Here is a 23,875-nt window from a genome sequence, read left to right as displayed (position 1 = left end):
GAGCAATGGTGTTAAAGTTTTGACAAAACTAACAATGAGGTTTCTCTGTGAAATACCTGCAAAAAATCGGTTCCATCGGTTTCGTAGCGATCGCGCTGCTTTTCTTTGTTTGCGGTTTCGGGCTGATCGTGCTCGGCGCCATGGAGATCTGGTCGGCCTTGAGTCCCAGCGACGAACAGTCGGCGCAAGACCGCTTTCGGCTCATTCTCGAGTGCGTGGGCTTGTTGACGATCGCCGTCGCCGCCCTCGAACTCGGCCAGACGGTGCTGGAAGAAGAAGTCCAGCGTGCAGTGCACGTCAGTTCGCCGACCCGCCTGCGCCGTTTCCTGTCGCGTTTCCTGCTGGTGGTGGTGGTATCGCTCGGGGTCGAGTGCCTTATCGGGGTGTTCCAGTTCGTGCACACCAAGCCCGAATTGCTGCCCCATGTCGCATCGATTGGCGTCGCCGCAGCTTTCCTGCTGGCGGCGTGGGGGGTATTCGTGCGCATGAACGTCGAAGCGGAAAAGCTCGAGCCGGAGGCGATGGAAGAAGCTCAGAAGGAAGACGAGCACGTTGAAACCTGAGTTTGCATGCTGTCGTCGTCCCCCATGCACAATTCGCGCAGGAAGTTCTTGGACATTCGCAAGAGTCCGGCTATAATCTTGCCTTCTTCGGGTCGTTAGCTCAGCTGGTAGAGCAGCGGACTTTTAATCCGTTGGTCGCAGGTTCGAATCCCGCACGGCCTACCAAAGATTCAGCGAAAACGCCAACCTTCACGGTTGGCGTTTTTGTTTCCGCGTCCAAAGCAGTCTCATGCCCCAGACCCTCACCGCCCCCGTCCATCACGAACTGCTCATCAAGAAGAGCCGCTTCATCGCCTGTGTGCAGCCGATGACGGACCGCGCCAGCGCGCAGGCGGTAGTGGCCGCCCTTCGCGGCCAGCATCCGCAGGCGGCCCACGTGTGCTGGGCGTTGCTGGCGGGCGGACAATCGGCGGCGGTCGACGATGGCGAACCGAGCGGCACGGCCGGGCGCCCGATGCTCGACGTGCTGCGCCACCAGGACCTGGAAGGGGTACTTGCCACCGTGGTGCGCTACTTCGGCGGCATCAAGCTCGGCGCCGGCGGCCTGGTGCGCGCCTATACCGACAGCGTGGCGCAAGCGCTGCTGCAGGCCGAGAAGGTCGCCATCGTTCGCCACACGACCTTGCGTTGCACGGCGCCGTATGCGCAGGAGGGCATGATCCGGCGCGAGCTTGATGCCGCGGGAGCGACCCTGCTCGAAGTCAGCCATGGCGACGCGGTCGTGTTTGCCCTCAGCCTGGCCGAGGCCGATGCGTCCGCGTTTGTGGCGCGCCTAAACGAGGCTGGCCATGGCCGCATCGGCTGGCTGGGCGACGAGTAAATTCTCTCAATATCAGGCAGCCGAATACCTGCCATCACAAACCGAAAGCGGACGGCTTCAACCGTGCGGGCTATAGTGATCGGTTCCACTCGGCCCGGCATGGCGCCCGGCCGGTGTCACTTCGAAAGACACCCTATTTTGATCAAGAAAAGCCTGCTTCCGCTGGCCCTTGGCGGCTTCGGCATTGGCATGACCGAATTCGTCATGATGGGCATCCTGCCGGACATCGCGTCCGGCCTCGCCATCTCCATTCCGCAAGCCGGTTACCTGATTACGGCCTACGCGCTCGGCGTCGTGGTCGGTGCGCCGACCCTGGTCAGCCTGCTGGCCAAGCGTCCGCCGCGCAGCGTGCTGATCTGGTTTATGCTGATGTTCGCGGTCTTTAACGCGCTGTCGGCGCTGGCGCCGAATTTCGGGCTGATGCTGGTCTCGCGCTTCCTGGCCGGTTTGCCGCATGGCGCCTTCTTCGGTGTCGGCGCGGTCGTCGCCAGCCGCCTTGCCGACGAGGGTAAAGTCGCCGCCGCAATGGCGACCATGTTCACCGGCCTGACACTGGCGAATGTGATCGGCGTACCGCTCGGCACCTGGCTCGGCCACAACGTCAGCTGGCGCCTGGTGTTCGTGATCGTGGCCGCCATCGGCTTGTTGACCGCATTGAGCCTGAAGCAATGGGTGCCCGTGATCGCGCCGCGTCCGAGCGCAGGGTTCAGGAAGGACCTCGCCATTTTCCGCAAACCGCGACTGTGGATGGCGCTGGCGATCACCTCGATCGGCACCGGCGGCTTCTTCGCCTGGTTCAGCTACATCGCGCCGTTGCTGACCGACCTGTCGCGCTTCGCACCCGGCCAGATCCCGATGATCATGACCGTCGTCGGCGTCGGCATGACGGTTGGCGTGACGCTGGGCGGACGGCTGGCCGACCGCTTCGCACCGATCCACGCGATCGTCATCCTGTTGACAACGATGACCGCCCTGCTCTTGATGAACGGCCTGTTCGCAACTTCGCAACCGGCGATGCTGGCGCTGGCGTTTGCCACCGGTGCGAATGCGCTGGCGATGGGGCCGCCGATCCAGATGTTGCTGATGGAGCATTCGCGCGAAGCGGAGATGCTCGGCTCGTCGCTGGGGCAGTCCGGGTTCAATATCGGGAATGCGACCGGGGCGTTCCTGGGCGGGATTCCGCTGACCCTGGGTTATTCGTATGCGGCGCCGCAGTGGGTGGCGGCGGGGCTGGCGCTGACGGGAGTGGCCTTGTCGTTGGGGATGCTGTCGATGCAGTCGGGGCCGCGCGCATCGTTGACGTTGCGGGAAGAGTGAACGCGACGGGACGTGGCGCTGTTGCGTGATGCGCTTGTGGCATTCATGATCCGCATGGGCACGAGTGCCCATCCTACGGGTAGCGCTAACAAAAAACAGAAAACTTAACGTTCCCGGCCTCCCATCAGGTTTGACAGCATTTCCACTGGCATTGGGAAGACAATCGTGGTGGTCTTGTCGCTGGCCAGCGTGGACAGGGTTTGCAGGTAGCGCAGCTGCATCGCGCCCTGCTGGCGGGCGAGCACTTCGGCGGCCTGCATCAGCTTTTCGGATGCCTGCAATTCTCCTTCGGCGTGGATGACCTTGGCGCGGCGCTCGCGTTCGGCTTCGGCCTGGCGGGCGATTGCGCGCACCATCGATTCGTCGAGGTCGACGTGCTTGATCTCGACATTGGCGACCTTGATGCCCCAGGCATCGGTCTGGGCGTCGAGCACCTGCTGGATGTCGATGTTCAGGCGTTCGCGCTCGGCCAGCATGTCGTCGAGTTCGTGCTTGCCGAGCACCGAGCGCAGCGTCGTCTGGGCCAGCTGGCTGGTCGCTTCCATGAAATTCGCCACCTGGATGATGGCGCGCTCCGGATCGACCACGCGGAAGTACAGCACCGCATTCACCTTCACCGACACGTTGTCGCGCGAAATCACGTCCTGCTTCGGCACGTCGAGGACGATGGTGCGCAGGTCGACCCGCACCATTTGCTGCAGCACCGGGATCAGGATGATCAGGCCCGGCCCCTTCACCGCCCAGAAGCGCCCGAGCTGGAACACGACGCCGCGCTCGTACTCGCGCAGCACGCGCACCGACATCGCCAGCAGCACCAGCGCCACCACGATCAGCAGGGACAAGCCGAAACTCAGGTTGAACAGCATGTTGCGCTCCTCGTTCTGAACTACGAGTATCCATCGGTAGACGGCTCCTTACCGGCGGGCGGCCCCTGCCCCAGCGGCGCCACCAGCAGCACGCGCCCGCGCCGTCCCAGCACGCGCACCCGCTCGCCGCGTACCAGCGGCGTGTCGGCCGTCACCTGCCAGGTCTCGCCGCCGACATTCGCCCATATCCCGCTCGTGGGATTCCCATCCCCTTCGCCGGCCCCGTTGCCCAGTACTTCGCCAATGCTGCCTTCGATCGAAGCCAGCGCGCCAACGCGCGGCCGGCGCCGCGTGCGCATGGCGACATGGGCCGTGGCGCCCACCAGCAGCGCGGCCACGACGGCGACGCCGCCCACCAGCCCCAGCGGCAATCCGAAACCCGGCGCCTCGCTGTCGAACAGGAGCAAGGCGCCGATGACAAAGGCGACCACGCCACCGAAACCGATCACCCCGAAACTGGGCAGGAAGGCTTCGGCCACCATGCAGGCCAGCCCGAAGAAGATCAGCGCCAGCCCCGAATAATTGATCGGCAATAGCTGTAAACCGTACAGACCGAGCAGCAGGCAGATTGCCCCCACCACGCCCGGCAGCACCGCGCCCGGACTCATGAATTCGAACAGCAGGCCGTACACGCCGACCGACAGCAGGATCAGGGCGACGCTGGGATTGGTGATGGCCGCCAGCAGGCGCGTGCGCCAGTCCGGCGGCGTGTCGACGATGGCGACGCCCGCGCTGTCGATGCGCCAGGGCTGGCCGCGCACGCTGACGCTGCGCCCGTTCGCCTGTGCCAGCAAGCCGGGAACGTCGCGCGCAACATGATCGACGACCTTGGCCGCGAGCGCATCTTCGGCCGACAGGCTCACCGACTGGCGCACCGCTGCCTCGGCCCAGACCGCATTGCGGCCGCGTAGCTGCGCCAGGCCGCGCAAATAGGCGGCGGCATCGTTGACGGCCTTGCTTTCCAGCGTCGACGGCTGGCGCGGCTTGTCGTCTCCCGGCTTGACTGCGGGAGGATCGGGCCCGGCGCCGACCTGCACCGGTGTGGCCGCGCCCAGGTTCGTCCCTGGCGCCATCGCCGCGACATGGCAGGCGTACAAGATGTAGGTGCCGGCGCTGGCGGCGCGGGCGCCGCCTGGCGCCACGAAACAGGCAACGGGGATCGGCGCGGCAAGGATGGCGCGCACGGTCACGCGCATGGCGGTATCGAGCCCGCCCGGCGTGTCGATCTGGAGGACGACGAGCCGGTGCCCTCTTGCGGCTGCCGCAGCGATGCCGCGCTCGACATAATCGGCATAGGCCGGGCCGATCGGACCGTCGACGGTAAGCAGGGTCACGGCATTGGCTGGACGCGGCTGTGCGAACACGGCCGGGGCGCCCGGTAGCCCGAGCAGCCAAGCCAGGCACAGCAAGTACACAATCTTGGACGGCCAGCCCGCCACATGACGATCCACTTACTCTCCCGCAGTAGTAGCTCACCACGGTTAGAACGGCTGGCCTCGTCCTTGGTTCCCGGCCGTCGTTTGCGGCAGGTAAAGAATCAAACCAACAGCGGTCCGCCCATCGCCCGGCAAGTCTCGGCCGCCTCATGCCGGATATCCTCCAGCAGTTCCTCGTCGAGGACGAAATCGAGCGCGCTGTCGGCGTGGTCCGGCCAGGGCGGCGGCGGCGCGCCGAGCGGCGACGCGACCGGTGCGTACTGGTTCGCCAGCAGCAAGGTGTCGAGCAGGGTCGACGGCGGCATGTTGACCCAGGCGCGGCGCAACTGGCCGATGGCGTCCAGCACCGGCGCGGGCACCGACAGTTTCTTGAGCACCTCGAGGCCCACCACGTCCTCGCACAGCTCGCCCCATTGCTCGGGATCGTCGTCCAGCAGCCCGGGGAATTCGTCGGCACGCGAGAGCAGATAAAAGCCGCCGACCTCGTGGATGATGCCGGCGAACAGCGCCGTATCCGGATTGGCGCCGGTGACGTGGCGCGCCAGCGACCAGGCCAGCGCCGCCACGTGGGTGGTGTGCTGCCACAGCTGTTCGGCCTTGGCGCGCAGGCCGGGGTCCTTGATGCGGCTGCCGAACTGGCGCACCACCAGGCTGGCGACGAGCGACTGCAGGCGCCGGTAACCCATGCGCGTCACCGCCGCGCGCACATTGGTCAGTGGCGGGCCGCCGCCGCTGAAGGCGGCCGAGTTCGCCAGCGCGACGGTGCGCGCGGCCAGCAGCGGCTCGGCCAGCACGAGCCGGATGGCCTCGTCGAGCGGACAATCGGGATCGTCGAGCGCTTGCTGCAGGCGCAGCACGGCATTGACACTGGTGGGGAGTGTGATATCACCGCGCGCGGCTTGCGCCACGATGTATCCGAAGGCTTCGAGTTTGTTCACCCGAAAATTATAACCGCGCCCGCCGGGCCGCGTGTTTACACGACCGCCACGGATGGGCCGGCTACTGCGGACGCAAAAGCGCGCGCAGACGCCGAAACGGCCGCGCGCGCTGCGTACTACTCGCTTATTTTGACCTTACTTGACCTTGATCGCGCTCTTCACGGTGGTGACGCCGTCGACCGCCTTGGCGGCCTTGAGTGCCTGGTCGGCTTCGGCCTTCGATTCGACGAAGCCGCTCAGCATGACGACGCCCTTCTCGGTCTCGACGTGGATGCCCAGCGATTTCAGTTCCGGCTGCGCCAGCAGGCTCGCTTTCACCTTGGTGGTGAGCGCGGTGTCGGAGGCGGCGACGGCGGTGGTACGGCCGGCGTCACGGGTTTTATCGGCGACGCGGTCGGTGGCGTTATCGGTCTTCACGGCGGCGGTCGATGCCGCGTCCCTGGTGTTTTCCCTGGCATCGGCGGCAACTTCGCGGGTCTTGTCGCCGACGTTCTCGGCCGCGTTCCCGGTCTTTTGCGCCACGGTCGAGGCAACTGCCTTGGTCTTGTCGACAACGGTCGAAGCGACGTCCTTGGTCTTTTCGGCCACGGTCGAAGCAACCGCCTTGGTCTTGTCGACGGCGGTGGCGGCGGCGGCCCTGGTATTGTCGGCGGCGCGCTCGGTGGCGTTCTCGGCGCGGCCGGCCATCGTCGTCACGTTGCCCTTGCTGTCGACCAGGCAGCCGGTATTGGCACTGCCGGCGGCCTGCTCGCACTTGGCGACGGCGGCTGCCTTGACCGGATCCTTGGTGTCGGTGCTGGCGATCAGGCCGCCGTCCGATTTACTGCCCGATTTGCCGTCGCGGCCAGCCTTGGCGTCGGCCAGTGCCGCGGTGCGCACCGACTTGGCGTTGTTCATGCAGCTGTCCTTGTCGGCGTCGCGTTTCGCGTCGCACTTGGCCGTGGCGGCCTTGTAGTCGGCTTCGGCCTTCTGGGTTGCGCTGCGTTGGGTCGCTGCATCGTGGGTTTGGGCGGCGGCCGGCGCGGTAGCGAAGGTGGCGCCGACTGCGGTGGCCAGCAGGGTAGCGAGCAAGGATTTCATGGCGGGTTCCTTGGGTCAGTTGTTGTGATAGCGCCATTAAACGCCGGCCACCCCGCACAATCTGTGCGACAACGTACGCTTGCCCAAAAAACCATAAACGAACTGCGCCCAGGTCGGCCTGCCCCGTCAATCCTGTAGCAGCCCTTCGCGCCACAGCGGCTCGGCAGCCTCGAACGGGGCGCCGGCGCTGTCGAAACGCTGCCCATCGCCCGCCAGCGCGACCCAGGCGCGGGTGTCATGGCCGCCGCGCGGCGTCTGCCCGGCGCGCACCGTGGCGAGCCAGCCATGCACGCGTGCGTAAGCCTGCGGATTGCGGTGGCGGGTCCAGGCCAGCGCCGCCATGTCGGCAAAGGCTTCCTCACGGCGCGACTCGCGCAGCGCGCGCGACACAGCCAGCAGCGACGCGTCGCTGGCGGTTTCCTCGCCCGCCTCCGTAAAACCGGCCGGCAGCGCATTCCACGCGCCTTTCGCATGGCGCCAGCAATGGGCGATCTCGTGCGCCGCCATCGCCTCGATCAGCTCGCCTTGTTGCTCGACCGGCACGTTGGCAAACACGGCTTCCGCCTGCGGATTGCCGCGCAAGGACATCACCAGCTTGCAGCGGCCGCGATCGTAGCCCATCGCCAGCGGCACGTCGTTGACGCGCGCCTGCGGCTGGACGGTGATGTCGATCGGCAGTTTCAGTTGCTGGGAATAGACGAGGACTGGCGCCGCCGCCTGCAGCCAGCGCTGTTCGAGCGCGGTCAATTCAACGGCCTGGGCGCTGGCGCCGGCAAGGAGGGGGACCAGCAGCGCAAGGTAAAGCGAAGATTTGAACATGGGAGATTTCCGGGTTCGATGAAATGCCTTCGAGCAATTCTATGACCCAGAATATCTTCCCATTCAGAAATATTTTTGCTCCTGTTCAAAGCGACAATGCGCGGGCGCGCCTGTGCGGCGTGCAAACAACAGTTCGCGGGCAGGCTGCACAGGATGAACAGGCCTGCCCTGCATCCTTTAGCGCTTGTCGCCGCCGGTCAAGGCAGTCGCCGTGACAAAGGCCGGGCGAATGTCGTTCGGCACCGCCTTCATCTTGTCGAGCGCCTTCTGCACGTCCGGACGGATGACGACGTACTTCGCCATCATCGCCTTGGCGCGGGCATAGTCGCCAGTCGCCTCGATCGTCAGGAATTCGCGGTCGAGCTCGATCACGGCCTGTTTGATCTTCTTGAAATCGACCGAGAAGGTGCCGTCGCCGTGCGAGACAAAGGCGCCTTTGTCGAGCAGGTAGTTCACCTGGATCGCCATGCCGCGCGCGTGCGAGTCGGTCAGGCCGAAGTGCAGCGTGCGGAAGCATGAGGCGAGGAAGGTGTTGTACAGCTTGCGCTCGGCGGCCGCGCCCTGCCCCAGCGTGTCCTTCAGTTGGCCCTTGTCCATCATGTAGGCCAGCGCCCAGAGGCCGGTGACGTCGGCTTTCGCTTCCTCGATGGTCGAGTAGGTTTCTTTCAGGTCCTGGCGCGGGGTCGATTCCTTGCCGTTCACTTTCGTGTGGTGCGGTCCCAGGCCGTGCGTGATTTCGTGCGCCAGGATATGGGTGAAGAAGGAATCGAAATCGAGGTCTTTCTGGTCTTGCGGCCGCAGTACCAGCTTCGTGATCGGCTTCAGGGTCGACTCGAACTTCGCTTCCTGGATATTCTTCAACATCACGCGCTTCGAGCCGCGCTCGCGGATGATGCGCTCGTCGTTCGGCAAGTTATAGGCGGCCGTCTGCACGCCCATGTTGCCGTCGCCCGCGCCATACACCTGGTTCACCACCACCATCGGCGCCATCGCCCCGACCTTCGGGTTGCGGTACTGTTTATCGAGCGGCAGGTTGTCTTCCAGCTCCTGCATGTGCTTGCCGAAGAAGTTCAGCTTTTGCGTCTCTTTCGCATCGCGCACGCTGACGTAGGCCTCGAAGGCGGCCTTGTAGCCGAACAGCTCGTCGTTATAGGTTTCATACGGCCCGATCGTGATATCGACGGGCGAGTCGAGGTCCATCCAGGCGAAGTCGGACGCCAGGTAATCGTTCGACAGGAAGGCATCGGCGCGCAGCAGCAGGAATTTTTTGAGCGAGGCGTTGTCGGTACTGGCGGCGGCGTCGCGCAGCAGCTTGGCCAGTTTTTCCAGTTCCGGCTTGTACTCTTCCGAATAGTTCACGCTGCGGAATTTGCCGTCCTGCCCCGTGCGGATCACGGTGAAATACCATTGCGCCGCTTCCTTGTCTTTCGCGGACAGGCCGTTCATCCAGGCTTCCAGCGCCTCCTTGCTGGCGCCGGCCGGATAGAAATTCGCACCGTCGGGTTTGCGCGCCGGGATGCGGATGCCCGCGACTTCCGGCGGCATGAAGGAGGCATTGCCGTCGATGATCGACCATGGCCCCTTGTTCAGCCAAAAGTAATGCTGGCGCGCCTTGCCCAGCGGCGTCGTGTCCCTTTGCAGCGCCGCCCACAGCGCCTCGTTGCCGGACCAGCGCTGGCGCAGCTGCAGGGTGTCGATGATCTTCGCCGCCTCGATCAGTTTGCCGATCGCCGCACGGTCGCCTTGCGACAGCGCCGCCGTATCGGCGCGCAGCTCGACCGGCGCGAAGCGCTTCGCCATCGCGTTCAGTTCGGCGACCGTCGCGGCCTGGGGTTTGACGGCTGGCGCTTCGGCTGCGCAGACGGCGCCGGCCGCGATGGCCAGCACGAGAGGTGCGAGTAGGTGTTTCATGTGTCCCCTGTTTGAATTGGAATGCAATCGGGGGGATTGTAATACGGTGAACGGATGGTCCCACGTGTTTTAACCGGGACGTCGGTGCACCGTAGGGCGGGCATGCCCGCGGCCTTTCGTATGCATATCGCCACCGCATGCGTGACACCTTTGCGCTGACGCATTCGGGCAATCGGCTCGCCCGGCTACGATGCCGCACCATGCCTACTACCGCCGCCTCCACTCTGGCCCTACCTATTTCTTCACCGTCGTCGCTTACCAGCGCCGCCCGATCTTTTGCGACCCGCATTTTCGCGCCGCCCTGCGGCAATCGATCACCTCCGTGCGCGCATCACGTCCGTTCACGATCGACGCCTGGGTGCTGATGCCGACTCACATGCACTGCATCTGGACCTTGCCGGAACGGGACTTCGATTATGGAAGGCGTTGGGGCGAGATCAAGCGCTACGTGTCGCACTTGTGCCGCGAAACGCTGCATGATCCTGCATTGTTGACGCGCTCAGCGAAGAAGAAGAATGAATCGACGATCTGGCAGCGGCGGTTCTGGGAGCATCAGATTCGCAACGAGACCGATTTCGAACGGCATATGGATTACGTGCATTTCAATCCGGTGAAGCACGGGTTCGTGTTGAACGTCGGCGAGTGGGAGCATTCGACGTTTCACCGGTATGTGCGCGATGGGGTGTATGCGCAGGATTGGGGTGGGACGGTGGATGCGCGGACGCGCGATTTGGATTAAGCGGTGGGGTGGGCGTGCGCACGTAACGCGGGCATGCCCGCCCTACGACACCCTAATTCAGCGCCGGACCCGTATATTTCATCAACAGCCCCTTCGGCCCCACTGCCCAGCCGGTCGAGGGATTCGCGAAGCCGACCGTATTCACCGGCGTGTCGGCCAGCACGGTCCAGCGCTTGCCGCCGTCGCGCGAGACGCCGGAGCCGGCCAGGCCGGCGGCGACGAACGTGCGCGCGGCGCCGGGGACCGGCACCACCACCGACATGTAGCCGGCCGGCGCGACCTGTGCCGGCGTCCAGGTGGCCCCGCCGTCCGCGGTCAGCGCGCCGTTGACGCCGGCCAGCAGGCGTTCCTTGTAATCGCCGCCCACCGCCACGCCCTCCTTCACGTTCGCGAATGCGACCGAGAATACGCCCTTTGCCGGGGCGCCGGCCGGGATCGGCGTCGCTGCCGCGCGCCAGCTGCGTCCACGGTCGCTTGAGTGGAAGACGCGCGAGTTGGCGGCGCCGCCGGTCGCGATCCAGGCGTCGTTCGTACCGGCCACGGTGAGGCAGGTGCCGCTGGCCGCGAACGCGCCCTCGTTCGGCATGGCCTCCAGCCCGCTGGCCTCGACTGCCCGCCAGCTCGCGCCGCCGTCGCTCGTCACGTAGACCTGGAAGCGGCCGTCCACCGGATCGCCGAACAGGATGCCGTTGTCCTTGTCCCAGAATGCCATCGCGTCCCAGAAGCCGTCCGCATGGGTGTTGGTGGCCAGCAGCCGCCAGCTCGCGCCGCCATCGGCGGTCGCATACAGGCGCGACGCCGCGCCCGGTCCGGCGCCCATCACGATGGCGGAGCGGGCGTCGAAGGCATGAATGTCGCGCAGGTCGATGGCGCCGGCATCCGGCACCTGCAGTGCCTGCCAGTGGACGCCGTCGACCGTGCGCAACACGGTGCCTTCGGCACCGCTGGCCCAGGCCACCTTGTCGCTGACGACGGACAGGCCGCGCAGCTCCGCAGTGGTGCCGCTGGTCTCGGCGTGCCAGGATGGGGAAGTCTGCGCGGAGGCGGAGCCTGCGCACAGCAGGGAGGCAATCAGGAGGGAGCGAACGGACATGGGCAGCGGCGTCGAAAGATGATGATTGCCGATATTACACTGCCGGCCCATGCCTGCGAGGAGAATCAGCGTACCGTCGCCAGCGGCGCTCCCTCGGACCAGCCGCCACCGAGCGCGCGGGCGACGGCGACCGAGGCCAGCAAACGCTGGGTGCGGATCTGGGCGGCGGCGCGGTCGGCGGCGAGCGTGCTGCGCTGGGCGTCGATGACGTCGAGGTAGGTCGACAGGCCGCGCTCGTAGCGGGCCTGCGCCACCAGCAGCGCGCGCGCCGACGCGGCTTGCGCCTCGGCCTGCACGTCGCCCTGCTTCTGGCGCTGCTGCACGTCCGACAACGCGTCTTCGACTTCGCGCAACGCGGTCAGCAGGCGGTTCTCGTGATTCGCCACCGCTTCCTCGTAGCGCGCCTTGTACAAGGCGAGATTGGCCCCGTTGCGGCCGCCGTCGAAGACCGGCAGAGACAGCGCCAGCGGGCCGACCGAGAACTGGCGCGCGCTGCCGCCGGCCAGGTCGCGCAGCGATTGCGAGGCGTAGCCGAAATTGCTGGTCAGGGTCAGCGACGGATAGAACATGCCTTCGGCCACGCCGACCTGCGCATTCGCGGCGCGCAGGCCCGCCACGCTCGCGGCCAGGTCGGGACGCTGCGCCAGCAGGCTGGCCGGCAGGCCGACCGGAATGCTTGGCGGCAGCGGCAGCGCCGGCTTCGCTTCGGCGCTCAGCAGCGGCGTGCTCGGCGAGGTGCCAACCAGCACCGACAAGGCGTGTTCGACCAGGTTGCGCTGGCGCTGCACTTCGTGCAGGTCGGCTTCGGCATTCGCGCGTTCGACGCGCGCGCGAGAGACGTCCAGCTCGTTCGACAGGCCGGCGTTGAAGCGTGCCTCGACCAGTTCCTGCGCTTCGCGCCGGGCGGCCAGCGCATTCGCCAGGATCGCCTGTTCGGCATCCAGGCCGCGCAGCTGCCAGTAGTTTTGCGCCACCTGGCTCGACAGCATCAGCAGCACGCCGTCGCGGTCGTCCTGGGCAGCCAGCGCCTGGGCGTCGGCCGCTTCGACGATGCGGCGCACGCGGCCCCACAGGTCCAGCTCATACGAGAGCGCGGCGCCGATGCTGAAGTTGTTGCCTTCGATCGAACGCCCGCCCAGCGCCAGCGCCTGCGAGGTCTCGGCCGAGGTGCGCGAATTCGACACGCCCGCGTTCACCGACACGTTCGGCGCCTGGCCGGCGCGCAGCACGCCCAGCTGCGCCTGCGCCTGCAGCAGGCGCTCGGCCGCCGCTTTCGCGCCCGGGTTGTTGCGCAGGGCGCGCTCTTCCAGGCCGCTCAGGGTGGCGTCGTCGAACACGGTCCACCAGGTGGCCGGCAGGCGCGCAGTGTCGCTCGGCGCAGCCGGTGCGGCCTCGACATGACGGTAGGCCGGCGTCTCGACCGCTTCCGGGGCGACGAAATTCGGGCCGATGGTGGAGCAGCCACTCAGGGCCAGCGCGGCCGCCACACTCATGACGGAAGCACGTTGCGGGAACATCCGCATAAAGGAATCGAACATCGTTTTTCTCATCTCTTCAAATTGGTTCAATGACCACCACCGCCGGCGCCGCCGGGGGACTTGACCTTGTCGGCCAGCCAGACCATGGCGATGCAGCCCACCAGGATGATCCCGACGATAAAGAAGCCGTCGTTATAGGCCATCACATAGGCTTCGCGCCGCACGATGCGGTCGAGCGCGGCCAGGGCCTGGTTGGCGGCGGTGGCCGGGTCGATGCCGCTGGCCATGAAGGCTTGCGTCATCTGCTCGATGCGTTCCTGGGTCGGCGCGGCATAGCTCGACACCGATTCGCCGATGCGCGCCGAGTGGAAATGCTCGCGGTTGGTGAGCGAGGTGGCCAGCATGGCGATGCCGATCGAGCCGCCCAGGTTGCGCGTCATGTTGAACAGGCTCGATGCCGACGGCATGTCCTTCGGCGCGATGCCCTGCATCGCAAAATTCGACAGCGTCAGCATCACGAACGGCTGGCCGATGGCGCGCACCACTTGCGTCCACATCAGCTGGTCGTAACCGGTGTTCGCATCCATGAAAGCGTTCATCAGGCAGGAGCCGCCGAACAGCAGCAGACCGAAGCTGCACATGATGCGGTTGTCGACTTTCGACGACAGCGCCGCGGCGAACGGCATCACGAACAGCTGCGGCAAACCGACCCAGGCGATGACTTCGCCGATCTGCATCGGCGTGTAGCCGGCGATCTGGCCCAGGTACAGCGGCAGCAGGTAAGACGAGCCATACAGGCCCATGCCGGTCACGGCCGACAGTACGGTAGCGATCAGGAAGTTGCGCTGCCCGTACAGGCGCAGGTTCACGAACGACTGCTGGCGCGTAAAGGCGGTGGCGATCCAACCCAGGATGCCGACCAGCGACAGCGAGGCGAAGGTGATGATGAACTGCGAATCGAACCAGTCCTTCGAATTGCCCTCTTCCAGGAAGATCGTCAGGCAGCCGAGGCCCATCGCCATCAGGCCGATGCCGAGCCAGTCGGCGTTGACCAGCTGCTTGATCTGGATCGGCTCGCGGTCCAGGCCCCACATGATGCCGGCGATGAGCAGCACGCCCGGCACCCAGTTGATATAGAAGATCGAGGGCCAGCCGTACAGCTCCGACAGGTAGCCGCCCAGGGTCGGACCCATGGCCGGCGCCAGCGTCGCGGTGAGGCCGAAAATGGCCATGCCGACCGCGCGCTTGGACGCGGGCAGGCGCGTCATCACCAGCGTCATCGCCATTGGGATCAGGGCGCCGCCGGTAAAGCCCTGCAGCATGCGGAACACGATCATGCTCTCCAGATTCCAGGCGGCGCCGCACAGGGTCGAGAACACCAGGAACAGGGACGTGGTGCCGATCATGTAGGCGCGTACGCCAAAGGCGCGCGCGAACAGCGCCGTCATCGGAATGACGACGATCTCGGCGCACAGGTAGGCGGTCGAGATCCAGGAGCCCTCTTCCTGGGTCGCCGAGAGCGTGCCCAGGATGTCGCGCAGCGACGAATTGGTGATCTGGATGTCGAGCACCGCCATGAAGGCGCCGAGCATGCCGGCGGCGACCGCGATCCAGGTGCGCAGCCCGATGGCCGCGCTGGCGGCGGGCGCGCCGGGAAAGGCGGCGGGCGCCGCCTTGGTGGTACTCGTCATGGAGCGTCCTTAGTTGACCGCTGCGGTCGTCTTCGCCGCCGTGGTCTTCGGCTCGACCCGGGTTTGCTCGACTTCCTTGCGCAGGTCGACTTCGGCCACCACCGACATGCCCGGCACCAGGCGGCCGGTAAGGCGCTGCACGTCGGCCGGGGCCAGCGTGATCTTGACAGGCACGCGCTGCACGATCTTGGTGAAGTTGCCGGTCGCATTATCGGCCGGCAGCAGCGCGAACTGGTTGCCCGAGGCCGGCGAGAAGCTGTCGACGCGGCCGACCAGGTGTTCGTCCGGCAGCGCGTCGATTTGCAGCTCGACTTCCTGGCCCGGTTTGAGGCCGGCCAGCTGGGTTTCCTTGAAGTTGGCGGTGACCCAGACTTTATCTTCGACCACGGCCACGAGTTGCTGGCCCGGCTGCACGCGCGCGCCGACCTCCACGCTGCGGCGGCCGATGCGGCCATCGACAGGCGCGACGATGCGGCTGTAGCCAACCTGCTGCTTCGCATCCTTCAGCTGCGCCTGCAGCACCTTGATCTGGGCTTTAAAAACATCGCGCGCGGACGACGCGGCCGTGATCTGGGCCTGGGCGGCGCTGGCGTTGTCGCGGCGTGCGTTGACGTCGGCGGCGGCGGCGGTGCGGGCGGCGTTGGCGGCGTCGACTTCGGCTTTCGAGACGGCCTTCATCTGCTTGGTGTACAGCTGGCTGAAACGCTCGGCATCCTGGCGCGCGCGCAGGGCCAGCGCCTGCGACTGGCCAACCTGCGCCTGCGCCGCCTGGGCCTGGGCCCGCACCTGCTCGACTTGCGCGTCGGCCTGGATGACTTGCTGCTTCGCGCTGGCGATTTGCGCCTCGATCTGCTCGACACGCACGTGCTGGTCGGCCGGATCGAGTTCGGCGATGACATCGCCCGCCTTCACGTGCTGGTTGTCTTCCACCAGCACGCGCGTGACGACGCCGGCGATGCGCGCCGACACCGGGTGCACGTGGCCGGCCACGTAGGCGTTTTCGGTATCGACGAAGTTATGGCTGCGGTACCACATGCGGCCGCCGGCAAACAGCGCGGCGACCGCGATCAGGCCGACCACGGCCAGCACGCGCTTGTTGGGCGGGGTCTTGCCCGCGGCTGCCGGTGCTGCCGCTGAGGGAACATTGCCAAGCGGCTTGTGCTCGCTTGAAGGCTGCGTTTGGGACATGGTGCGACTCCGAGAAGAGACTAAAAAACGAGACCGAGTAAATGAGGCAGTCCTCCATTATTCGACAAGCGCTCCCGTTCGTCAAGAAATGAAACGGTTGCATTTCATTAGTGCGTGAATTACAGTGACGCCATGAGCAAATCATCGCAAGAGAGCAGCGCACCCTGCCTGCGCAGCGCCGGCCGCCCCAAGGCGAGCGACGTCGAGGCGCGCATGCAAGACCTGATCGACGTCGCGGCGCAGTTGTTCCTGGCCAACGGCTACACGCGCACCAGCCTGGAGTCCATTGCCCGCGCCGCGCGCGTTGCCGTGCGCACCATCTACGTCAAATTCGGCGGCAAGGCCGGCCTGCTCGAGGCGGTGCTGATGTCGCGCCGCGACACGTTCTTCCGCATCCGCGACATGGAACACGACCTGCGGCCATTCCGCGAGGTGGTCGACGATTTCGCGCACCAGTTCTATGACCTGCTCTGCCAGGATCAATTGATTGCGATGCAGCGCGTGGTGATCGCGGAAGCCGGCGACAACCCGGAACTGGCCCGTACCTTCTACGACACCGGCCCGCGCCTGACGCGCGAGATGCTCGAGCGCTTCTTCGTCCGCCCCGATATCCGTGCGCAATTGCGCGCCGACCTGCCCTTCGAGGAATTGCCCGCCTTGATCACCAGCTGGATCTCGGGCGATGCCATGCAGCGCTTCGTCTTTCCGCACGATCAGCCCTCGCACGACGAAGCGCATCGCCTGCTGGAACAGCGCCTGGAACTGTTCTACCGCGCCGTGCTGAGATAACGAATGTGCGTCATCGCACCGACCCGATCCGGGTGCCATGAGAACCTGAACCCCTTATCAAGGAGGATGTCATGGATCTCAACAAGAACATCACAGCAGAACGCTGCAAGGGGGTAGCATGAGCAAGACTTCCCGTTACGAATGGCGCGACCAGCAGGCGTCGCTGCATGAGCGCATGAAGGGTTTCTTGCAAAACCCGGGCAACGAGCAACTTGAAGCAGTGCTTGCCGAAATGCGCGCCTATGCCGATGCCGCCAAATCGGGGCATATCGAGATCCCGCAAAGCTGGACCAGCTACGGCTGATTGCCGATTCGGCGCCATCTTGGCGCCACCATGAAAATGCCGCCCGGCTTGCGCTTGGCGGCATTTTTCATGTGCCGTCGCGAACGGTCTCTCAGCTTGGCGGGACAAGGCCGGGACACCCCCTCCTTCACGCCTTATTAAACGGTAAATTTGACGAGGATCAGTCGACCACCCGCCCGCACCGTTGAACAATTGACGATTCCGTGAGGTCGAATCCGGTATGATACGTTACGAATTCAACAATATTCGTCATTTACACCGTCGCACTGAGTTTCACACCCAATCCCGCACTTAATCTCTTCCGCACGAGGATCGCGCATGACGACGATGACTGGACGTATCAAGGGGCTCGATCTCGACAAGCGGGGCGATCCGTGGCTGACCGAACTGGCCGCGATCCGGCACGAGTTCGAGGAACGGATTGCCCAACTGCTGCCCGACAGCGCCAACGGCAACGATGCCCTGGCGGCAGCCATGCGCGCGGGCACGCTCGGCGCCGGCAAGCGCATGCGTCCGCTGTTGCTGATGCTGGTCGCGCGCGACCTCGGCTGCGCCTCCCCCGCGCTGACCGATATCGCCTGCGCGGTCGAGATGGTGCACGCCGCCTCGCTGATCCTCGACGACATGCCGTGCATGGACAACGCCATGCTGCGCCGCGGCCAGCCGACGGTTCACGTGCAGTATGGCGAAGACGTCGCCATCCTCGCGTCCGTCGCCCTGCTCAGCCGCGCCTTCGGCGTGCTCGCCACCGCGCCCGGCGTCGCCCCGGCCGTGCGCGCGCGCCTGGTGGCGAAGCTGGCCGAGACGGTCGGCACCCAAGGCCTGGTGCGCGGCCAGTTCGAAGACCTGCGCGCCGGCGGCCAGCGCTCGGAACAGGACATCGCCACCACCAACGAACTGAAAACCGGCGTGCTGCTCGGCGTCTCGGTCGACATGGCCGCCATCCTGGCCGAAACCGACGAGTGCGTCGCCCAGTCGCTGCGCGCCTTTGCGCTGGCGGCCGGCCACGCCTTCCAGATCCGCGACGATTTCCTCGACGACCCGGTCGTTGGCAGCAGCCTCGCTGGCAACGAAAGCGGCAAGGACACCGGCAAGGACCTCGGTAAGGCCACGCTCACCAACGTGCTCGGCTTCGAGGAAGCGCGCAAACGCCTGGCCGGTTACCTCGACGACGCCGACCGCCACCTGGCCGACGCCATCGGCGCCCGGCAGCACACGCGCCGTTTCGTCGGCACGCTGTTCGGCCAGGGCGCGGGTTTCCGCTGGGGGGCCAACGCTGGCGCCAGCGCGGCGCAGCACCAGGTGCGCCATTGAGCGCGCAGCCGCCGTTCACGCTGCAGCGCATCTAGCCGGGACCGACCGATGGCACATTTCGGCGTGGTCGCCCCTGCCTTCTACAGCCATGCGAGCGCGCTGTCGGCGCTCGCCCTGGCGCTGGTCGCGCGCGGCCACCGTGTCACCTTCTTCCAGCGGCCGGATGCGGCCGCCTACCTGAACGACCCCCGCCTCCATTTCCACGCGGTCGGCGCCGCCAGCCATCCGCCCGGCTCGCTGGCGCAGTCGCTGCGGCGCGCGGCCAATCCCGGCAGCCCGCTCGGGCTGCGCCGCGTCATCCTCGACATGGCCGCCGGCAGCGCCATGCTGTGCGGCGAACTGCCGCGCGCATTTGAGGAGCTGGACATCGACGCCGTGCTGGCCGACCAGATGGAGCCAGCCGGCGCCCTGGTAGCCGAAGCGCTCGGCATGCCCTTCATTTCCGTCGCCTGCGCGCTGCCGGTCAACCGCGAACCGGGCATTCCATTGCCCGTGATGCCCTTCGACTGGAGCACGGGCGAACGCGCATTGCACATGTTCGAAGGCAGTACCCACGTCTACGACTGGATGATGACGCCGCACCGGCGCGCCATCGAAGACGCCTGCCGTGGGCTCGGCATCCGCGTGCGTGGCGCCCTGCACGAATGCCTGTCGCCCTTCGCCCAGATCAGCCAGACCGTGGCTGCCTTCGATTTCCCGCGCCAGGGTTTGCCCGTCGGTTTCCAGCACGTCGGCCCGCTGCGCGCGCCCACGCACCAGGCGCCGGCGCGCATCGACGCCCTGCCCGCCGTCCAGCCCGGCCGTCCCTTCATCTTCGCTTCGCTCGGTACCTTGCAGGGCCACCGTTTCGACCTTTTCAAACGCATCGCCAGGGCGTGCCGCCAGCTCGACGCGCAACTGTTGATCGCGCATTGCGGCGGGCTCGATGCGCGCCAGGCACAGGCGCTCGAGCGGCATGGCGCCACCTGGGTCTGCGCCTTTGCGCCGCAGGAAGCGGCGATCGCGCGCGCCGACGCCATCGTCTCGCACGCCGGCCTGAACACGGTGATGGATGCGGTCGCGCACGACACTCCGATCCTGGCGCTGCCGATCGCCTTCGACCAGCCGGGCGTGGCAGCGCGTATCCGCCATGCCGGCATCGGCCTGTCGGCGTCGCCGCGTTTTACGGGCGCCACCGAACTCGCACGGCGCCTGCGCCGCCTGCTCGACGAACCGGGTTTCAAGCAGCGCTGCGCACCGCTGGCCGCCAGCGTGCGCGAAGCCGGCGGCAGCGAACGTGCCGCCGATATCGTCGAAGCGGCGCTGGGACTGGACGCGAATGCGGTCACAGGGAGCCGGGTGCATCGTGGATAAGCTGCATGCCGTGCCCACGCCGGGCGCTCCGGCTCCTGCGCCAAGGTACGACCTGATCCTGGTCGGCGGCGGACTGGCGAATGGCTTGATCGCCTGGCGCCTGCGCAGCGAGCGCCCCGAACTGAAGATCCTGCTGCTCGAAGCGGACGACGCGATCGGCGGCAACCACACCTGGTCCTTCCACGACGGCGACCTCGACCTGAACCAGCGCGTCTGGCTGGCGCCGCTGGTCGGTTGCCGCTGGCCGAAGTACGAGGTGGTCTTCCCCGGCTATGCGCGCACCCTGGAGAGCGGCTATGCCAGCATCCTGTCCGACGATTTCGCGCGCGTGATTGGAGACGCGCTCGGGCCCGCGCTGCGCACCGACGCGCGCGTGGAAGCGATCACCCCGACCACGGTGCGCCTGGCCGGCGGCGAGCAGCTTGTGGCCGGCGCCGTCATCGACGGCCGCGGCGCGCAGCGGGGCACGCGCCTGGCGCTCGGCTACCAGACCTTTCTCGGCCAGGAAGTGAGACTGACCGTCCCACATGGTTTGACTGCCCCCGTGATCATGGACGCCAGCGTCGCCCAGCAAGGCGGCTACCGCTTCGTCTACCTGCTCCCGTTCGGCCCCGACCGCGTGCTGATCGAGGACACCCATTACGTCGACACCGGCGTCTGGGAACCCGAGCGCCTGCGCGCCAACATCGCCGCCTATGCCCGCACGCGCGGCTGGACGGTCGCCGAAGTCCTGCGCGAAGAACACGGCTCGCTGCCGATCGTGCTGGCCGGCGACATCGACGGTTTCTGGTCCGACCTCGATGGCCAGCCCGCTTCCGGCCTGCGCGCCGGCCTGTTCCACGCCACCACCGGCTATTCGCTGCCGCACGCGGTGCGCCTGGCCGAGCGCATCGCCGGCCTCGCCGACCTGAGCGCCCCAAGCCTGTTCGCCGCGATCCGGGCAGAGGCCCGCAGCGCCTGGAAGGATCAAGCTTTTTTCCGGCTGCTCAATCGCATGCTGTTCCTGGCCGGCAGCCCGGACAACCGCTGGCGCGTCATGGCGCGCTTTTATCGCCTGCCGGCGCCGCTGATCGAACGCTTCTATGCCGCGCGCCTGCACCTGTTCGACAAGCTGCGCATCCTCAGCGGCAAACCTCCCGTCCCCGTGCGCGCGGCCTTCGACGCCGCGCGCAGGCTTCACCCCCGTCAGATCAGGAACTTCGAATGAACGCAGCACATCCAAAAACCGCGGTCGTGGTCGGCGCCGGCTTCGGCGGCCTGGCCCTGGCGATCCGCCTGCAGGCCGGCGGCACGCAAACGACGCTGCTCGAAAAGCGCGACAAACCGGGCGGGCGCGCCTATGTCTACGAAGACCAGGGCTTTGTCTTCGACGCCGGTCCGACCGTCATCACCGACCCGTCCTGCATCGAAGAGCTGTTTACGCTGGCCGGCAAGCGCATCGAGGATTACGTCGAGATGCTGCCGGTGTCTCCCTTCTACCGCCTGTGCTGGGAAGACGGCAGCCATTTCGATTACGCCAACGACCAGGAAGTGCTCGACCGCCAGATCCACGCCATCAATCCGGCCGACGTGGCCGGTTACCAGCGCTTCCTGGCGTACTCGAAGGCGGTGTTCGAAGAGGGTTACATCAAGCTCGGCACCGTGCCCTTCCTGACCTTCCGCGACATGATCGCGGCCGGCCCGCAGCTGGCCAAGCTGCAGGCCTGGCGCAGCGTCTACGGCATGGTGTCGAAGTTCGTCGAAAACGAACACCTGCGCCAGGCATTTTCCTTCCACTCGCTGCTGGTCGGCGGCAATCCCTTCGCCACCTCCTCGATCTACACGCTGATCCACGCGCTCGAGCGGCGCTGGGGCGTCTGGTTCCCGCGCGGCGGCACCGGGGCACTGGTCAGGGGGCTGGTGCGCCTGTTCGAGGACATCGGCGGGCGCATCGAACTCAATGCCGCCGTGGCCCAAATCGAAACCCGGGGCGAGCGCGCCAGCGGCGTGCGCCTGGAAGACGGCCGCCTGTTCCCGGCCGATGCGGTGGCCTCGAATGCCGACGTGGTGCACACCTACACGGCGCTGCTGAACGGACACCGGCGCGGCGCGGAAGAAGGCGCCAGCCTGCAGAAGAAGCGCTTCAGCAATTCGCTGTTCGTGATCTATTTTGGATTGAATCACCACCATAGCCAGCTGCAGCACCACACCGTCTGCTTCGGCCCGCGCTACCGCGGCCTGATCGACGAAATCTTCAAGGGCAAGGCGCTGGCCGACGATTTTTCGCTTTATTTGCACGCGCCCTGCGTCACCGATCCGTCGCTGGCGCCGCCCGGCTGCGGCAGCCATTACGTGCTGGCGCCGGTGCCGCACCTGGGCAATGCCGACATCGACTGGGACGTGGAGGGACCGCGCTACCGCGACAAGATTTTCCAGTACCTCGAAGAACGCTACATGCCGGGCCTGCGCAGCCAGCTCGTCACCAGCCGCATCTTTACCCCCTTCGATTTCCGCGACCAGTTGAATGCCCACGTCGGCTCGGCCTTCTCGCTGGAACCGGTGCTGACCCAAAGCGCCTGGTTCCGCCCGCACAACCGCGACCGCGACCTGCACAACCTGTACCTGGTTGGCGCCGGCACCCATCCGGGCGCGGGCGTGCCGGGCGTGATCGGCTCGGCCAAGGCGACCGCAGGGCTGATGCTGGCGGAGGCGCTGGCATGAACGCGCCCGTCGATGCAGCCCTGCTCGAGCATGCGACCGAAACCATCAAGGTCGGCTCGAAGAGTTTCGCGGCCGCGGCCAGACTGTTCGACCCCGCCACCCGGCGCAGTGTGCTGATGCTCTACGCATGGTGCCGCCACTGCGACGACGTCGTCGACGGCCAGGAACTGGGCTTTGGCGTGGCGCCCGCCGCCAGCCACGACCCGCACGCCGAACTGGCGCGATTGTACGAGCAGACACGCCGCGCCTATGCCGGCGAAGCGATGACGGACCCCGCCTTTGCCGCCTTCCAGGAAGTCGCGCTCGGCCAGGGCATCGCGCCGCGCTACGCCTTCGATCACCTGGCCGGCTTCGGCATGGACGTCGACGCGGTGAAATACGAGACGATCGAGGACACGCTGCGCTACTGCTATCACGTGGCCGGCGTGGTCGGCCTGATGATGGCGCAGATCATGGGCGCGAAAGATGCCAGGGTGCTGGATCACGCCTGCGACCTGGGCCTGGCCTTCCAGCTGACGAACATCGCACGCGACATCGTCGACGACGCCCGCATCGGACGCTGCTACCTGCCCGCACAGTGGCTGCGCGAAGCCGGGATTCCGGAAACTGAAATCGCGCTGCCGCGGCACCGCGTGGCGCTGGCCAAGGTGGCGGCGCGCCTGGTCGACCATGCCGAACCCTATTATGCGTCGGCCATAGACGGCATCGGTGCCCTGCCGCTGCGCTCGGCCTGGGCGATCGCCACCGCGCGCAACGTCTACCGCCAGATCGGCATCGAAGTGAAAGCGCGCGGACCGGCCGCCTGGGACGAGCGCGTCGGCACCTCGAAGGCGACCAAGCTGCTGCTGTTGGTAAAAGGCGGCGTCGAGGCGCTGCTGTCGCGCCTGCGCCGTGCTAGGCCGCGTCCTGCCGGCTTGTGGCAGCGTCCCGCGGTGGACGTCCCTTACGAACCGGTCCCCCGCCATGCAGCGCCTGCAACTGGCGTTTCAGGGTCGTGACGGAAGGCGCATACAGGAAGCCAAACGAGACCGCGCCATCCTTGCCCTCGACCGCATGGTGCATGCGATGCGCCTGGTACAGCCGCTTGGCGTAGCCGCTGCGCGGCGTGTACTGGAAGGGCCAGCGCCGGTGCACCAGGCCGTCGTGGGCGACGAAATACAGCACGCCATACGCGGTCATTCCGGCGCCGATCCATTGCAGCGGCCAGGCGCCTTCGGTGCCGAACCAGATCAGGGTGATGGCGATGCCGGCGAAGACGACGGCATATAAATCGTTTTTCTCGAACCATCCCGTGCGGGGTTCGTGGTGCGAGCGATGCCAGCCCCAGCCGAAGCCGTGCATGATGTACTTGTGCGCCACGATGGAAAAAATTTCCATGAAGACGACGGTGGCGATGACGATGAGCGTATTGAGCAGCATGAAAGCAGCCTACCATAAGGCGCCCCGGTGCACGGCTGGAGATGAAGGAATGTCCCG

At 66.4% G+C, this 23,875-nt stretch carries 22 protein-coding genes and 1 tRNA gene; 12 read left to right on the top strand and 11 right to left on the bottom strand.

Annotated elements, in window-relative coordinates; genetic code table 11:
* Window positions 1-47: 47 nt before the first annotated feature.
* From IFT60_RS02790 to IFT60_RS02775, 4 genes are all read left to right on the top strand, one after another.
* Window positions 48-563, top strand: a complete 516-nt coding sequence (locus IFT60_RS02790) for a hypothetical protein (RefSeq protein WP_192049247.1) — start codon at window positions 48-50, stop codon at window positions 561-563.
* A gap of 89 nt (window positions 564-652) precedes the next feature.
* Window positions 653-728, top strand: a tRNA-Lys gene (locus tag IFT60_RS02785).
* Window positions 729-792: 64 nt separating this feature from the next.
* Window positions 793-1,383 (top strand): IMPACT family protein, encoded by a 591-nt coding sequence (locus IFT60_RS02780; protein WP_192049245.1) that lies wholly within the window; start codon window positions 793-795, stop codon window positions 1,381-1,383.
* Between the two features lie 138 nt (window positions 1,384-1,521).
* Window positions 1,522-2,700, top strand: a complete 1,179-nt coding sequence (locus IFT60_RS02775) for an MFS transporter (RefSeq protein ID WP_192049243.1) — start codon at window positions 1,522-1,524, stop codon at window positions 2,698-2,700.
* A gap of 104 nt (window positions 2,701-2,804) precedes the next feature.
* Here the strand turns inward: IFT60_RS02775 and IFT60_RS02770 are convergent, their stop codons facing one another.
* The 6 genes from IFT60_RS02770 to IFT60_RS02745 form a co-directional block, all read right to left on the bottom strand.
* Window positions 2,805-3,566 (bottom strand): slipin family protein, encoded by a 762-nt coding sequence (locus IFT60_RS02770; protein WP_197986192.1) that lies wholly within the window; start codon window positions 3,564-3,566, stop codon window positions 2,805-2,807.
* A gap of 20 nt (window positions 3,567-3,586) precedes the next feature.
* Entirely contained in the window at window positions 3,587-5,017 is a 1,431-nt protein-coding gene (locus IFT60_RS02765) for an NfeD family protein (protein ID WP_374000244.1), read from the bottom strand.
* Window positions 5,018-5,103: 86 nt separating this feature from the next.
* On the bottom strand, window positions 5,104-5,940 hold the full coding sequence (locus tag IFT60_RS02760; RefSeq protein ID WP_192049241.1) for an HDOD domain-containing protein: 837 nt from the start codon (window positions 5,938-5,940) through the stop codon (window positions 5,104-5,106).
* Window positions 5,941-6,075: 135 nt separating this feature from the next.
* Window positions 6,076-7,020, bottom strand: coding sequence for a BON domain-containing protein (locus IFT60_RS02755; protein WP_192049238.1), 945 nt, complete (start codon window positions 7,018-7,020; stop codon window positions 6,076-6,078).
* Window positions 7,021-7,146: 126 nt separating this feature from the next.
* Complete coding sequence (locus tag IFT60_RS02750) at window positions 7,147-7,839, bottom strand: hypothetical protein (RefSeq protein WP_192049236.1); 693 nt, start codon at window positions 7,837-7,839, stop codon at window positions 7,147-7,149.
* Between the two features lie 177 nt (window positions 7,840-8,016).
* The gene (locus IFT60_RS02745) at window positions 8,017-9,750 is read right to left on the bottom strand and encodes a DUF8614 domain-containing protein (protein WP_192049234.1); all 1,734 of its coding nucleotides are present in this window, start codon (window positions 9,748-9,750) and stop codon (window positions 8,017-8,019) included.
* A 190-nt stretch (window positions 9,751-9,940) separates the two neighbouring features.
* On the opposite strand from IFT60_RS02745, the gene IFT60_RS02740 reads away from it, so the two are divergent.
* Complete coding sequence (locus IFT60_RS02740) at window positions 9,941-10,489, top strand: REP-associated tyrosine transposase (protein WP_192049232.1); 549 nt, start codon at window positions 9,941-9,943, stop codon at window positions 10,487-10,489.
* Between the two features lie 52 nt (window positions 10,490-10,541).
* Here IFT60_RS02740 and IFT60_RS02735 read toward each other — a convergent pair whose 3' ends face one another.
* The 4 genes from IFT60_RS02735 to IFT60_RS02720 form a co-directional block, all read right to left on the bottom strand.
* Entirely contained in the window at window positions 10,542-11,582 is a 1,041-nt protein-coding gene (locus IFT60_RS02735; protein ID WP_192049229.1) for a WD40/YVTN/BNR-like repeat-containing protein, read from the bottom strand.
* Between the two features lie 65 nt (window positions 11,583-11,647).
* The gene (locus IFT60_RS02730) at window positions 11,648-13,120 is read right to left on the bottom strand and encodes an efflux transporter outer membrane subunit (protein ID WP_229510656.1); all 1,473 of its coding nucleotides are present in this window, start codon (window positions 13,118-13,120) and stop codon (window positions 11,648-11,650) included.
* Between the two features lie 26 nt (window positions 13,121-13,146).
* The gene (locus IFT60_RS02725; RefSeq protein WP_192049227.1) at window positions 13,147-14,751 is read right to left on the bottom strand and encodes a DHA2 family efflux MFS transporter permease subunit; all 1,605 of its coding nucleotides are present in this window, start codon (window positions 14,749-14,751) and stop codon (window positions 13,147-13,149) included.
* 9 nt (window positions 14,752-14,760) lie between these two features.
* Entirely contained in the window at window positions 14,761-15,939 is a 1,179-nt protein-coding gene (locus IFT60_RS02720) for an HlyD family secretion protein (RefSeq protein WP_192049224.1), read from the bottom strand.
* Between the two features lie 132 nt (window positions 15,940-16,071).
* On the opposite strand from IFT60_RS02720, the gene IFT60_RS02715 reads away from it, so the two are divergent.
* The 7 genes from IFT60_RS02715 to crtB all read left to right on the top strand — a co-directional run bounded on the left by IFT60_RS02715 (window position 16,072) and on the right by crtB (window position 23,397).
* Complete coding sequence (locus tag IFT60_RS02715; RefSeq protein ID WP_192049222.1) at window positions 16,072-16,728, top strand: TetR/AcrR family transcriptional regulator; 657 nt, start codon at window positions 16,072-16,074, stop codon at window positions 16,726-16,728.
* 118 nt (window positions 16,729-16,846) lie between these two features.
* Window positions 16,847-17,032 carry a hypothetical protein gene (locus IFT60_RS02710; RefSeq protein WP_192049220.1) on the top strand — a complete coding sequence of 62 codons (186 nt, stop codon included), beginning with the start codon at window positions 16,847-16,849 and terminating at the stop codon, window positions 17,030-17,032.
* A gap of 318 nt (window positions 17,033-17,350) precedes the next feature.
* Entirely contained in the window at window positions 17,351-18,346 is a 996-nt protein-coding gene (locus IFT60_RS02705; RefSeq protein WP_192049218.1) for a polyprenyl synthetase family protein, read from the top strand.
* A 48-nt stretch (window positions 18,347-18,394) separates the two neighbouring features.
* Window positions 18,395-19,699 (top strand): glycosyltransferase, encoded by a 1,305-nt coding sequence (locus IFT60_RS02700; RefSeq protein WP_192049216.1) that lies wholly within the window; start codon window positions 18,395-18,397, stop codon window positions 19,697-19,699.
* On the top strand, window positions 19,692-20,906 hold the full coding sequence (gene crtY / locus IFT60_RS02695; RefSeq protein WP_374000239.1) for a lycopene beta-cyclase CrtY: 1,215 nt from the start codon (window positions 19,692-19,694) through the stop codon (window positions 20,904-20,906). The genes IFT60_RS02700 and crtY overlap by 8 nt, the downstream gene beginning before the upstream one ends.
* The gene (locus IFT60_RS02690; RefSeq protein WP_192049212.1) at window positions 20,903-22,399 is read left to right on the top strand and encodes a phytoene desaturase; all 1,497 of its coding nucleotides are present in this window, start codon (window positions 20,903-20,905) and stop codon (window positions 22,397-22,399) included. The genes crtY and IFT60_RS02690 overlap by 4 nt, the downstream gene beginning before the upstream one ends.
* Complete coding sequence (crtB, locus tag IFT60_RS02685; RefSeq protein WP_192049209.1) at window positions 22,396-23,397, top strand: 15-cis-phytoene synthase CrtB; 1,002 nt, start codon at window positions 22,396-22,398, stop codon at window positions 23,395-23,397. The genes IFT60_RS02690 and crtB overlap by 4 nt, the downstream gene beginning before the upstream one ends.
* Here the strand turns inward: crtB and IFT60_RS02680 are convergent.
* Window positions 23,294-23,818, bottom strand: coding sequence for a sterol desaturase family protein (locus tag IFT60_RS02680; protein ID WP_192049207.1), 525 nt, complete (start codon window positions 23,816-23,818; stop codon window positions 23,294-23,296). The two genes, crtB and IFT60_RS02680, sit on opposite strands and share 104 nt — an antisense overlap.
* Window positions 23,819-23,875 lie beyond the last annotated feature (57 nt).

The organism is Massilia sp. CFBP 13721 (genome assembly GCF_014842025.1).
Lineage (GTDB): Bacteria > Pseudomonadota > Gammaproteobacteria > Burkholderiales > Burkholderiaceae_D > Telluria.
This window is presented reverse-complemented; position numbering and strand designations above follow the sequence as displayed.